This is a genomic window from Hymenobacter miniatus (assembly GCF_016427455.1).
GTDB lineage: Bacteria > Bacteroidota > Bacteroidia > Cytophagales > Hymenobacteraceae > Hymenobacter > Hymenobacter armeniacus.
Genome location: NZ_JAELXR010000001.1, coordinates 473,557 through 486,477 on the forward strand (window position 1 = coordinate 473,557; position 12,921 = coordinate 486,477).

Sequence of the window (12,921 nt, forward strand, 5' to 3'; positions counted from 1 at the left end):
TTCGCCTCAAGGATAACGAAAAGTGGCCGACGAAAGGTCGCCGGCCACCAAGGAAAATGAAGATTTCAGGCAATTAAATGTCCTTGTCGTCAAGGTCGGACGCGTCGGGCACCTGCATCTTCTGGTCGTAGGGGATGGTGTCGCGCTGGCCGCCGTAGTACTTCGAGCAGTCGATTTCGATGCTGAGCGGCGCGGCTGGTTTGGGGAAAGGGCCGGTGTCAATGCCGATGCTCTTGTCCTTGTACACTTTCTGCATAAACAGGCCGTAGAGCGGCAGTGCCAGGCGGGCGCCCTGCCCGTAGGTCCCGCTGCGGAAGTGAATGCTGCGGTCTTCGCCGCCTATCCACATGCCGCACACCAGGTCGGGGGTGATGCCCATGAACCAAGCATCGGAGTAATTGCTGGTGGTGCCGGTTTTGCCGCCGATTTCGTACGGGAACTTGAAACCGGTGTGCAGGATGGTGCTGGTGCCGCCGGGCTCGGTGGTGCTGGCCTGCAGCATGTTGGTCATGATGTAGGCGGTTTCTTCGTTCAGCACTTCACGGGTCTGGGGCACGAATTCGCGCAGCACGTTGCCGTTCTTGTCCTCAATGCGCGTCACCATGATGGGCGAGGTCCACACGCCCTTGTTCACGAAGGTGGAGTACACGCCGCAGAGCTCGTAAATGCTGCAATCGGAAGTGCCGAAGCCCATGGAGGGCACCGCATCCACGGGCGAGGTGATGCCGAGGCGCTTGGCGTAGGTGGCAATGGTTTCGGGGCCCAGCTTCATCACCAGCCAGGCGGTGATGGAGTTCATCGACCGGGCCAGGGCCTGACGCAGCGTGAAAGTCCGGCCCGAAAAGCCGCCCTCAAAGTTCTTGGGCGTGTAGGGCGCGCGGCCGGCCACGGCCGGGAAGGTGGTGGCCACGTCGGGCCGTGGGTAGCACGGCGAGAAGCCGCCCGCCTCGATGGCCGCCGTGTACACAATGGGCTTGAATGTGGAGCCGGGCTGGCGCTTGCCTTGGCGCACGTGGTCGAACTTAAAGAACTTGTAGTTGGGGCCGCCCACCCAGGCCTTCACTTGGCCGTTCAGGGGGTTCATGGCCATGAAACCTCCTTGCAGGTAGCGCTTGTAGTAGGCCAGCGAGTCGAGTGGCGACATGAGCATTTCCTTCTCGCCCTGCCACGTGAACACCGGCATTTTGTACTTCTTGCGCAGGTAGTAGTTCACTGAGTCGCGGTTGCCGTCGAACTGGTTCATCAGCGACTTGTAGCGTTGGGTGCGGCGCATGGCCACGTTCAGGAAGTCGGGGATGACTTTGCCGGTTTCGTCGCGCCAAGGCAGCTGGCCCTTCCAGTGCTGGCTGAACCACTTCTGCTGCAGCGACAGGTGCTCGGCCAGGGATTTCTCGGCGTAAGCCTGCATCCGCGAGTCGATGGTGGTGTAGATTTTCAGGCCGTCGGCGTAGAGGTCGTGGTCGGTTTCCTTGGCCCAGGCCAGCAGCGACTTCACCACCTCGGCCCGGAAATACGGGGCCAGGCCCTTGCTGGGGTTCTCCACGGAGTAGTGCAGCACAATGGCCTTGGCCGTGTCCTGGGCCAGCTCGGCGTCGGTGATGTAGTGCGACTTGGCCATCTGGCGCAGCACCCAGTTGCGGCGCTTGCGCGAGCGGTCGGGGTGCACCACGGGGCTGAAGCGGCCCGGCGCGTTCACGATGCCCACCAGCGTGGCGGCTTCGGGCGTGCTCAGGTCCTTGGGGCGCTTGTTGAAGAAGGTTTTGGCGGCCGTGTTGATGCCGAACGAGTTCGAGCCGTACTCCACCGTGTTCAGGTACATGCGCATGATTTCGCGCTTGGTGTAGTTGCGCTCCAACCGGATGGCCAGAATCCACTCTTTGGTCTTGGTGATGAGCAGGCCCAGCTTGCCGTTGCCGTTCAGGGAGCCGTCGTTGAGGTCCTGGCGGGTTTTGAACAGCACCTTGGCCACCTGCTGGGTGAGGGTGGAGCCGCCGCCGTTGTGCGAGAAGGTGAGCACGCCGGTCACGGCCCGCAGCACGCTCTTGGCATCAATGCCGGAGTGTTGCTCGAAGCGCACGTCCTCGGTGGCAATGAGGGCGTCAATCAGGTTTTGGGGCAGGTCTTTGAACTCGACCGGGGTGCGGTTTTCGCGGAAGTACTTGCCCAGCAGCACGCCGTCGGCCGAATAGATTTCCGACGCCAGCTCCGAGCGCGGGTTTTCCAGCGTCTTGAGGTTGGGCATGCGCCCGAACAGGTTCAGGAAGTTGCCGCTCACGGCCAGCACAAACAGGCTCAGCCCCACCACGCCGGCGCCAAACAGCACCCACATGGTCCGAACAAAAGCCGTGAACCGGCCCCGGCGCGCAGGTTTCAGCGGCGTAGGCTTGGGGCGGCGGGCAGGGGAGGAAGTTGGCATAAAGGCAGCTGAATCGAAATAATACGCAAAAATAGAGGTTGGGAATCGGGCAAGCAGTTTACGTAGCAAGCAAGCGCAAACGTCCTGCCGAATGCAATGAAGCATCTCTGTCGCAAGCGTAAACTGGATTACAGCTGCGGTAGAGATGCTTCACTGCGTTCAGCATGACGGGGCTTTTGCTCCAGCGGCTTACTTGTACACCTTCTGGTAGAAACTCAAATACCCCGCCAAATCTCCGCTGGCCTGCAGCAGGGCCAGGTTTTCGAGGCTGATGACCAGCGTCTGGTAGCCGGCGCCGCGCAGGCGCGCCAGCGGCGACTGCGGCCCGCGCAGCTTGGTGGCGTAGCTCTGGGCCACCTTGGCGCCCGGCAGCGTCCGGACAACCACCAGCGACTGGTCGGCGCCCAGGGCCGGGGTGTCCAGCTGCAGGTTGTTGGCCCGGAAGAAGCGGTTGTTGTAAGTCGTGAGCTGCGTGGCCAGGTCGGCGGCCGGGGGCGTGGCTTTCGGAAACACCAGCACCACCGCGTGGGCGCCGCTGAGCTGCGTGGTATAGGCCGTGGCCGGGGCCGCGGGCGCTGCAGGAGCCGGGGCCACGCTGGGCGCGGGAGCTGCTCCGGCTGGGCTAGCGGGCGGGAGCGTAGTTGTGGACGTAGCCGGCGCGGGGGCCGGGGCAGTCACGGCCGGAGCCTCGGCTTTTTTGCCTTTCGCAGGCACCGTCGGCTTGGCAGGCGCCGGAGCCGGGCCCGCCGAACCCGCCGGGGCTATAGCTTCGGTGGTGGACCGCGGCGCCGTAATGCCTGAAGAAGTGGGCACCGGGGTTGGTGCTGGCGCATCGGCCGGCTTGGCATCCGGGGCCACCGGGTTCAGGGCTTTGTAGGGCGTCTCGTCTTCGCGGTAGAAGATGCGCATGCGGTTGTCCACCTCGCCGGGGCGGAAAAGCGACACCACCGGCTTCTCCGTCGAGGCCAAGGCTCCGGCAATCTGGCCGGTGCTCTGCTTCTTGTACGACTCGGCCAGGGCCTGCGCCTGGGGCACCAATGGGCTGTCGGGGTAGTCTTTGTAGAACTTCTCCACCGATGAGCGCGCCGTAAGCGGGGCCTGGGTGCGCACCACCAGCAGCGTCTTCATGTACGCCACCCGGTCGTTGAGGTCGCTCTTCGGAAACTGCTTCTCGGTGCGGGCCAGTACGGCCGAAGCCTTTTTGAACTCCTGGTTTTTGTAGAGCGTGAAGGCCGAGTCGACGCGGCTGGCCACGGCGTTGTGCAGCGCCAACTCGTGCTCGCGGTACAGCGGGTCGGCAATCAGCTTAGCGTAGATGGAGGTGGGGAATTCCTTCTGCAGCGCGGCCGCGTACTGGGCTGTTTTCGCCGCGTCGGGCTTGTCCTTATAGTAGAGGTAAAGCAGGTAGTAGGCATCGGGCGCGTGCGGGCCGCGGGCATAGCGCGCTACCTGCTTTTCGTACACCTCGAAGCCCTTTTCGCGCTCCTTCAGCTGCTCTTTGTAGATGCCGCCCAACTCGTACATCGCCGCCTCTACCAGCTTGTCGGACGCTTCCAGCTGAGCCGGCGTGAGGGGCAGCGTGCCGCGATACCGGGCCACCAGCGCATTCTTTTCGGCATTGGGGTCCACGGGCGCCGCGGTGCGGGCCGAGTCGAGGCCGCCGTTCACACCGGTGGTGCGGTTGCCGGTCACGGTCAGGGGCACGCCGCCGTTGGCCGTGGCATTGGGCGAATTGCCGGTCTGGCGCACCGTGCGCCAGTTATCCTGCAGCTTGCGGTCCTGCCACTTCCGGATAAAGTCGGCCCGCGCCGTGCCCAGCGTGGCCGGGTTGTCGAAATACCATTTGGCACCGCTGGCCGGGGCCGTGGGGTCGAAAGACATGGGGTCGGGGGCGGCGCTGCCACCCGGGAAAGGGCTGGCCGAGCCACCGCCATTTGCCACGCGGTTCCGGAACTCGGCGTCGCGGGCCTGCGCCTTTTGCTGCGCTTCCAGCTTGGCCGCTTCCTTTTGCTTGAGCTCGATTTCGGCATCAGCGTATTGGTTCAACTTCTCGTTCAGCGCCGCCTCGGGCAGCTTGGCCAGGGCCTGCAAGCTGTCCTGCGTCTCGATGATGGTGTACTGCTTGGCAAAGTCCCGCAGAATCTCGCTGCGCTCCTTGATGGCAGCATAGGTCTTAGCCTCCTTATTCAGCGTCTGCACCGTGCTGTCGTAGTAGGCGGCGGCCAGGCGGTACTTCTGCAGGTTTTCGTAGTAGATGCGGCCCGCCAGCAGGTAGGTGTAGCTTTTCTGGAGGCGGTTGGTGGTGGTGGCCGCAATGGACTGCCGCAGCAGCTTCAGTGCTTCCGGGTAGTTCTTCTCGCGGTAGTTCAGCCGCGCCATCTCGTAGTAAATCTTGTCGCGGTAGTCCTTGTTCTTCGGGTCTTTCAGCAGGCCCGCGAAGGTCTTATTCAGCCGCTCCCGGCTTTCCGGCGTTAGGTCCGATACCTGCGGCAGCATCAGCTTGGCCTGAAAGTCCAGCTCATACGGCGGGTTGCGGGCCAAAATCTGGTCGAGCTGCTCGTAGGCCTTCTTGTTTTCGCCCGCGTCCTGGTACAGCTGCGCCAAGATGTAGCGCGTCCGCGACCGTTCGTTCTTGAAGTCAATCAGCGGAATGGCCTTCTCCAGCTGCGGAATGGCCTTAGCCGGCTCCTCCGTGCGGATGTAGTAATCGGCCCGCGTCAGGAACAGCTGGCGAGCATCCTGGGGCAGGCCCACTTCCTTGTCGAGCAGGTCCGACACTGCCTTGGCGCTCTCCATCTCGCCCTGCGCCACGAAGGTGCGCATCAGCCCAATCAGCGCCTCGTGCTTGGCATTAGCGTCCTTGCTGGTTGAATTTACATATTTAAACGTCTGCGCCGCGTCATCGAACTGCATCTGGTAAAAGCGCGACCAGCCCACCAGAATGTAGGCGTCGTCGGTCCAGTCGGAGCCCGGCCGGTGCTGAATCGGCATCGACGCCTTTTTGATGATGTCGTTCAAATCGGCGCGGTTGGCGCGCACCGTGGTGCTGTCCAAGGTCGGGAACAGCGGCAGCGTCTGGTTGTAGTCGTTGATGCGGGCCGCGTAGAGCTTGTCTTCGGTGGCGTGCAGCTTCTCGCGGGCCAGGAAGTAGGCGTTGTCGCGCGCCGCCACGTTGTTGAAGGCGTGCGCCACCAGGTTTTTATCCGAAGCGCAGCCCGCGGCTCCCAGGCCCAGCAGGAAGAGAGCTAGCGCCGCCCAGCGGTATGTCAGCGAGTTGTGAGTCAAAGCCAAGAAGGAAGGAATAAAAGCAAGTCGTCGCCCACGCAACGCGCGCGGCAACCCGAAATGTTCGTCGGCGCCCGAAAGCTAACGTAGCCGAAGAAGTAAAATTACGTTTTTCCAGGGGCAAACGCGGCTCCGGCCCGCGGCGTACCTTTGTGGTTCTGTTGCTCAGCCCGTTCCCATGTCCTCGCCGTCTTCGCCTCCGCCCCCCGGCCCCAACCGTCTCCAGGCCGTGGCCAAGTACTCCGGGCTGGCGTTTCAGATGCTGGCCATCATCGGCGGGGCCACGTGGGTAGGCACCTGGCTCGACGGTCATTTTCACACCCAAAACCCCTGGTTTACCATTGGCCTCGCGCTGCTCGGAGTGTTTGTGGCCATGTTCCAGGTCATTCGCAGCCTCACCAAAGGGGCTGAGTAGGTTGAAGCACTCCTTGGGTTTACGGTTTAGCTAGTTCACGATGCGGTTTCTGCGCCAGTTCCTTGTTTTCGCCGGTGCGCTGGCCCTGCTCATTTTCGCCTTGCAGCGCGGGTTCGGCACCGCCATCATTCACCCGCGCACCTGGCTGCTGTTCGGCTTCATGGCCGGCCTCACGCTGCTCACCTATGGCCTCACCGCCCGGCTCGTGGCCGTGTCGCCTACCAATCTGGGCACCGGTTATCTGGTGGGCATGACCATCCGGCTGCTGGCCTCGCTGGCCCTCGTTACGGTGCATTTGGCCCGGGGCGGCGCCCACGAAGGACGGGGCGTTTGGACCTTCCTCGGGGCCTTCTTCCTCCTGTACTTTTCATGGGTCGGGTTTGAAATCTGGGCTACTTTGAGTAACTTGCGGCCGATTTCGGAAAAGCAAGTGTCGCAAACATAGCACTTTAGCCCGAAATTTGTCATTAATTAACTTTAGATGAAGCATTTACTTTCCGTTCTTCTCTGCTTCCTATCTCTGTCCGTTTTTGCTAACGAACCCGCCACCGAGGCTTCCAAAGAGGAGGGCTTCAATCCCGGCGAAATGATTTTGCACCACATCGGCGATTCGCACGAGTGGCACTGGCTGGCCACCGACAACGGCAGCTTCACCACCTACCTGCCCATCATCGCCTACCGTCCCGGCAAGGGCCTGTCGGTCTTCTCCTCCAAGCACATCTCCAACGGCGAAGCCGAAGGCCCCGCCAAAGAGTACGACGGCCTGAAGCTGGAGCACGAGCACCTCGTGAGCACCGATGGCAGCAAAGTCTACGACTTCTCCATCACCAAGAACATTGCCGCCCTCATCGGCAGCGCCGTGCTGATGCTCGTCATCTTCACCGCCGTGGCCCGCGGCTACGCCAAGAACCACGGCCGCGCCCCCAAAGGCATTCAGTCGTTCTTCGAGCCCATCATCGTGTTCATTCGCGACGAAGTAGCCAAGAAAAACATCGGACCAAAATACGAGCGCTACATGCCGTACCTGCTCACGGTGTTCTTCTTCATCTGGTTCAACAACCTGCTGGGCCTCACCCCCGGCGCGGCCAACCTCAGCGGCAACATTGCCGTGACCATGGTGCTGGCCCTCATGACGTTGATTATCACGCTGGCCTCGAGTAACAAGTACTACTGGGCGCACATTTTCGCCACCCCCGGCGTGCCCAAGCCCCTGCTGCCCATTATGATTATCGTGGAGGTGATTGGCATTTTCACCAAGCCCTTCTCGCTCATGATTCGTCTGTTCGCCAACATCACGGCGGGCCACATCGTGGTGCTCAGCTTCATCAGCTTGGTGTTCATCTTCAAATCGTGGGCCGTGGCCCCGGTGACGCTGGCTTTCGGCCTGTTCATCAACATTCTTGAGCTGCTGGTGGCCCTGCTGCAGGCCTTCATCTTCACGCTGCTCACCTCCATGTACATCGGCGGTGCCGTGGAAGAGCACCACGATGCCGACCTGCAAATCGGCTACAACGAGGACGAGCACGCTCCTCACGTCGCTCACTAATCACTGAATCTCCCGTCGGGCTGCTGGCCCGACTATCCGATTTTTTCAGTCGGACCGTGGCAATCCCCCCCCCCGCTGCGGGCTCGGCTAATTTTTCTCTTTTTCCATTTTTTCTTTTTTTATGCTTCTCTCTTTGTTGTTGCAGGCTGTTGCCCAAATGGCGACTAACTACGGTCCTGGTTTGGCTGTAATGGGTGCCGGTATCGGTGCTGGTTTGGTTGCTCTGGGCGTGGGCCTGGGTATTGGTCGCATCGGCGGCAGCGCCATGGACGCCATCGGCCGTCAGCCCGATGCTTCGGGTAAGATTCAAACGGCCATGATTATCGCCGCCGCTCTTATCGAAGGTCTCGGTCTGTTCGCCGTCGTGGTTTGCGTTCTTATCTGGACCAAGCTCTAAGAAGTTTTGCCGGGCCTAGTGCCCGGAAGTAGTTGGAAGCCCGCCGCCCGCTGCTGCTTGTGCAGCCCTGCGCGGCGGGCTTACCTGCTCCTACTGCCTGTAGCTGCCTTAGCCGATTGCATCCCAACGGTTTTACCTATTTAATTCATTATGCCAGCTTTCCTCACCCCCGAACTCGGCCTCATTTTCTGGCAACTGGTTATTTTCCTGCTGGTGCTGTTTCTGTTGGCCAAGTTTGCCTGGAAACCGATTTTGTCGTCGCTGAAAGAGCGCGAGGACAGCATCGAAAGCGCCCTGCGCATGGCCGACCAAGCCAAGATTGAAATGCAGCAGCTGAAAGCCGGCAACGAGAAGTTGCTCGCCGACGCCCGCCTCGAGCGCGACCGCATGATGCAGGAAGCCACCGTGATGGCCAACCAGCACCGCGAAACCGAGCGCGCCCGCGCCACCACCGAGGCCAACACCATCATCCAGCAAGCCCGCGAAGCCATCCAGCAGGAGAAAAACGCGGCCCTGGCCGAAGTGAAAAACACCGCCGCCAAGCTGTCGGTCGACATCGCCGAGCGCATCCTGCGCCGCGAGCTGAGCGACACCGCTGCCCAAACGCAGCTGGTGGATTCGTATTTGAAAGACGTTAAACTGAACTAGTTGCTGGTTTTTAGTTGTCAGTTGTTAGGCCATTCGAACGGCAAATCTTTAACAATCACTGACAACTGACAACAAACAACTGCCAACTAATACCAACCAATGGCTGACCAACGAGTAGCGGCCCGCTACGCCAAGTCGCTCCTCGACTTGGGCAAGGAGATGGGCACGCTGGATAGCGTGAAAGCGGATATGGACCTGCTGAGCAAGGCCATGGCCGAAAGCCGCGAGCTGCGGCTGTTGCTCCGCAACCCGATTGTGAAGCACGACAAGAAACTGGCCATCCTGAAAGCCATTTTCGGCGGCAAGGTGTCGGACATGACCATGCGCTTCTTCACCATCCTCACCGAGAAAAACCGGGAGGCGGCGCTGGAAAGCATGGGCACCGAATTCCAGGTGCAGTACAACGCCATGCAGGGCATTCAGATGGCCGAGGTGACGTCGGCCACGCCCCTCACGGCCGCTTCGCGCGCGGAGATGGAAAAGCTGGTGACCCAGCAAACCGGCCTCACCGAAGTGAAGCTGACCGAAAAGGTGGACCCCAGCCTCATTGGCGGATTCATCCTGCGCGTCGGCGACAACCAGATTGACGATTCCGTGCGCACCAGCCTCCGCAAGCTGCGCACCTCTTTGCAAGAAAATTCTTACCAACAACAACTATAATACAGCATCATGGCAGAAGTACGTCCGGACGAAGTATCCGCAATCCTGCGGCAGCAGCTGTCCAATTTCAAGTCCGAAGCCGAGCTGGAAGAAGTCGGCACCGTGTTGCAGGTCGGCGACGGCGTGGCCCGCATCTACGGACTGAGCAAAGCCCAAGCGGGCGAACTGATTGAGTTCGAAAACGGCCTGCAAGGCCTCGTGCTCAACCTCGAAGAAGACAACGTGGGTGCCGTGATGCTGGGCGACTACTCGGAAATCCGGGAAGGCGCCACGGTGAAGCGCACCAACAAGATTGCCTCCATCAAAGTGGGCGAGGGCATCGTGGGCCGCGTGGTGAACACGCTGGGTCAACCCATCGATGGCCGTGGCCCCATCTCGGGCGACCTGTACGAGATGCCCCTGGAGCGCAAGGCGCCCGGCGTAATCTACCGCCAGCCGGTGACCGAGCCCATGCAGACCGGCATCAAGTCGATTGACGCCATGATTCCGATTGGCCGTGGCCAGCGCGAGCTGATTATCGGCGACCGTCAGACCGGTAAGTCGGCCGTGGCCATCGATACCATTCTGAACCAGCGCGAGTTCTACGAAGCCGGCCAGCCGGTGTTCTGCATCTACGTGGCCATCGGCCAGAAGGCTTCCACCATTGCGCAGGTAGTGAACTCCCTGACCAAAGGCGGTGCCATGGACTATACCGTGGTGGTGGCCGCTCCGGCCGCCGACCCCGCGCCGCTGCAGTTTTACGCCCCCTTCACGGGTGCGGCCATCGGCGAATTCTTCCGCGACACGGGCCGTCCGGCGCTGGTGGTATACGATGACTTGTCGAAGCAGGCCGTGGCCTACCGCGAGGTGTCGCTGCTGCTCCGTCGTCCTCCCGGACGCGAGGCGTACCCCGGCGACGTATTTTACCTGCACAGCCGCTTGCTCGAGCGCGCCGCTAAAATCAACTCGTCGGACGAAATCGCCCGCGACATGAACGACCTGCCCGAGAGCATTAAGCACTTGGTGAAAGGCGGCGGCTCGCTGACGGCGCTGCCCCTGATTGAAACGCAGGCTGGCGACGTATCGGCCTACATCCCGACCAACGTGATTTCCATCACCGACGGCCAGATTTTCCTGGAGACGAACTTGTTCAACTCGGGTGTGCGTCCGGCCATCAACGTGGGTATCTCGGTGTCGCGCGTGGGTGGTAACGCCCAGATTAAGTCGATGAAGAAGGTGTCGGGTACCCTGAAGCTTGACCAGGCCCAGTTCCGCGAGCTGGAAGCCTTCGCCAAGTTTGGTTCCGACCTCGATGCCTCAACCAAGCTCACCATCGAGCGTGGCCGTCGCAACCTCGAAATCTTGAAGCAGCCCCAGTTCTCGCCCGTGAAGGTGGAAGACCAGGTGGCCATCATTTACGCCGCTACCAACGGCCTCCTCGACAGCGTGCCGGTGAACCGCGTGCGTGAGTTTGAGAAGGAGTTCGGCCAAGTGATGAACTCGCGCTACCCCGACGTGCTGAAGGCCCTGAAAGCCGGCAAGCTGGAGGACGCTGGCACCAAGGCCATCCGCGAGGTAGCCAAGGACGTGTCGGCGAGCTACGCTTCGTAGTAGTCAACTAGTAAAAATGGTCGACATGCTGAGCGAAATCGAAGCATCTCTACCTCGAGAGTAAACAATTACTACTGAGGTAAAGATGCTTCGACTTCGCTCAGCATAACGGTTAATTAACCAGATTAAATGGCAAGCTTAAAAGAAGTCCGCAACCGCATTCAGTCGGTGACGAGCACGCAGCAGATTACCAAAGCCATGAAAATGGTGGCGGCGGCCAAGCTGCGCCGTGCCCAGGACAACATCATCCGGATGCGGCCCTACGCCCAGCGCCTGAACACCATTCTGGCGAACATGACGCGCACGGCCGATGCCGACATCGTGAGCGACTACGGCGTGGCTCGCGAGGTACGCCGCGTGCTGGTCATTGCCGTGACTTCGGACCGGGGCTTGGCCGGTGCGTTCAATTCGAACGTGTTCAAGGGCGTGAACGCGGCCATTGCCGAGCGCTACGCCAACCTGCCGGCGTCCAACATCTCGTACATGGCCATCGGCAAGAAAGCCCACGACTACTACGGTCGTCGGGGCGCGCTGGTAGGCAACTTCACGCACGTCTTCGCCAAGCTGTCGTTTGAGACGGTGCGCGAGGCAGCCGAAGTGGCCATGGAAGGCTTCCGCAACGGGACCTACGACGAAGTGGTGGTGGTGTACAACGAATTCCGCAACGTGGCCACGCAGATTATCCGCACCGAGCAGCTTCTGCCGCTGGTGCCGGCTGCGGCGCCCGTCACGGTTTCGGCCACGGCCAACATCGATTACCTCTTCGAGCCCTCGAAAGAGGAAATCGTGCAGACGCTGATTCCGCAGTCCATCAAAATTCAGCTCTACAAAGCGGTGCTGGAAAGCAATGCTTCGGAGCACGGCGCCCGCATGACGGCCATGGACAAAGCCACCGACAACGCCGGTGAGCTGCTCAAGGCCCTCAAGCTGACCTACAACCGGACGCGTCAGGCGGCCATCACGACCGAGATTCTCGAAATCGTGGGCGGTGCCGAGGCACTGGCGGCTGGCTAAGCCCCGAACTGATTTGACCTATGCAAAAGGCCCGCTTCCGAAAGGATGCGGGCCTTTTGCATGATTGCAAACACTAAGAGGATTGAAAAATATACTTCATGAGCGCCTGCCACTTAGTTGAGAACGGGCACTAAATAGCAGTTGTGGGTATACCACGTTGCGGATTGGTCCGTTAGAAAGGCCTGTTCTGGTGCGTTGCTGCTATTCTATTCTTATCCACACCTAAGCTATGCTATCCTCTTTCGCTTCCTCGCGGACCTTATCCAGCGGCCGCCAATTGGCCTTGCCGCTGCCTTTGATGCTGCTGCTGACCGGCCCCATTGCCCACGCTCAGGCCCCGGAAGCTCTCTCAGAAGTCGGCCTCTATCCCAATCCTGCCCACATCCGCGCTACGGTGGAGGTGCCGGCGGTGCCTGGGGCCACCCGCGCCAGCGTACGGCTCCTGGATGCGCAAGGCACGGTGGTGTTTGAGCAGCCGGTGAGCTTGCTTGAAACGGGAGGCACCACTGAGTTGCCGTTGCTGGGCCGCGCGCCGGGGCTGTACCGGGTGCAAGTGCAGGTGGGAGAGCTGCGTGTGGCTAGGACGCTGAAAGTAGAGTAGGGGCAAGGCCCGAGCTGCGCAGTTAGCGCCGTAGGGAAGAGGCGCCATGTTTGCTTCTATGCTTTAATTTAGCAGGCTGTTAGGGGACGCTTTTGGGGCGGCACTGGCTAAATGAGTTGTGGGTACCGTGAGTACAACAACTCTGAAATGCTTCGGGCTAACGTCGCCAATACCCGCGCAACCGCTTCTACCTCGCCCTCAATTGGCGCCTTGTCACCCACGCTGGCGCCCAAGCCCTACAACAGAGCTGAAATAAGCTGAAGAGGCCGCCAACCAATAATTTGCAAAGCCGCTGCTCCGCCGGAGTAGCGGCTTTTTGTTGTGTGAGACGCGGGCTAAATACCTTTTA

Annotated in this window: 11 protein-coding genes; 9 read left to right on the forward strand and 2 right to left on the reverse strand. The window is 60.8% G+C overall.

What is annotated here, in order from left to right; translation table 11 throughout:
• Window positions 1–73: 73 nt before the first annotated feature.
• Window positions 74–2,416 carry a penicillin-binding protein 1A gene (locus JAO73_RS02125; RefSeq protein WP_317191185.1) on the reverse strand — a complete coding sequence of 781 codons (2,343 nt, stop codon included), beginning with the start codon at window positions 2,414–2,416 and terminating at the stop codon, window positions 74–76.
• Between the two features lie 189 nt (window positions 2,417–2,605).
• On the reverse strand, window positions 2,606–5,707 hold the full coding sequence (gene porW, locus JAO73_RS02130) for a type IX secretion system periplasmic lipoprotein PorW/SprE (RefSeq protein WP_198975519.1): 3,102 nt from the start codon (window positions 5,705–5,707) through the stop codon (window positions 2,606–2,608).
• A gap of 172 nt (window positions 5,708–5,879) precedes the next feature.
• Between porW and JAO73_RS02135 the strand changes: the two genes are divergently transcribed.
• The 9 genes from JAO73_RS02135 to JAO73_RS02175 all read left to right on the forward strand — a co-directional run bounded on the left by JAO73_RS02135 (window position 5,880) and on the right by JAO73_RS02175 (window position 12,572).
• Entirely contained in the window at window positions 5,880–6,116 is a 237-nt protein-coding gene (locus JAO73_RS02135) for an AtpZ/AtpI family protein (protein WP_190926695.1), read from the forward strand.
• Between the two features lie 40 nt (window positions 6,117–6,156).
• On the forward strand, window positions 6,157–6,561 hold the full coding sequence (locus JAO73_RS02140; RefSeq protein ID WP_198975520.1) for a hypothetical protein: 405 nt from the start codon (window positions 6,157–6,159) through the stop codon (window positions 6,559–6,561).
• A 36-nt stretch (window positions 6,562–6,597) separates the two neighbouring features.
• Window positions 6,598–7,662, forward strand: a complete 1,065-nt coding sequence (gene atpB, locus JAO73_RS02145; protein ID WP_198975521.1) for a F0F1 ATP synthase subunit A — start codon at window positions 6,598–6,600, stop codon at window positions 7,660–7,662.
• Window positions 7,663–7,783: 121 nt separating this feature from the next.
• Window positions 7,784–8,059 (forward strand): ATP synthase F0 subunit C, encoded by a 276-nt coding sequence (gene atpE / locus JAO73_RS02150; RefSeq protein ID WP_046243983.1) that lies wholly within the window; start codon window positions 7,784–7,786, stop codon window positions 8,057–8,059.
• A gap of 150 nt (window positions 8,060–8,209) precedes the next feature.
• Window positions 8,210–8,707: a F0F1 ATP synthase subunit B gene (locus JAO73_RS02155; protein WP_198975522.1), complete on the forward strand. Its 498-nt coding sequence runs from the start codon at window positions 8,210–8,212 to the stop codon at window positions 8,705–8,707.
• Window positions 8,708–8,806: 99 nt separating this feature from the next.
• The gene (atpH, locus tag JAO73_RS02160; protein ID WP_190926704.1) at window positions 8,807–9,367 is read left to right on the forward strand and encodes an ATP synthase F1 subunit delta; all 561 of its coding nucleotides are present in this window, start codon (window positions 8,807–8,809) and stop codon (window positions 9,365–9,367) included.
• 9 nt (window positions 9,368–9,376) lie between these two features.
• On the forward strand, window positions 9,377–10,957 hold the full coding sequence (atpA, locus tag JAO73_RS02165; RefSeq protein ID WP_190926706.1) for a F0F1 ATP synthase subunit alpha: 1,581 nt from the start codon (window positions 9,377–9,379) through the stop codon (window positions 10,955–10,957).
• Between the two features lie 129 nt (window positions 10,958–11,086).
• Entirely contained in the window at window positions 11,087–11,971 is an 885-nt protein-coding gene (atpG, locus tag JAO73_RS02170) for an ATP synthase F1 subunit gamma (RefSeq protein ID WP_198975523.1), read from the forward strand.
• A gap of 229 nt (window positions 11,972–12,200) precedes the next feature.
• Window positions 12,201–12,572, forward strand: a complete 372-nt coding sequence (locus JAO73_RS02175) for a T9SS type A sorting domain-containing protein (protein WP_198975524.1) — start codon at window positions 12,201–12,203, stop codon at window positions 12,570–12,572.
• Window positions 12,573–12,921 lie beyond the last annotated feature (349 nt).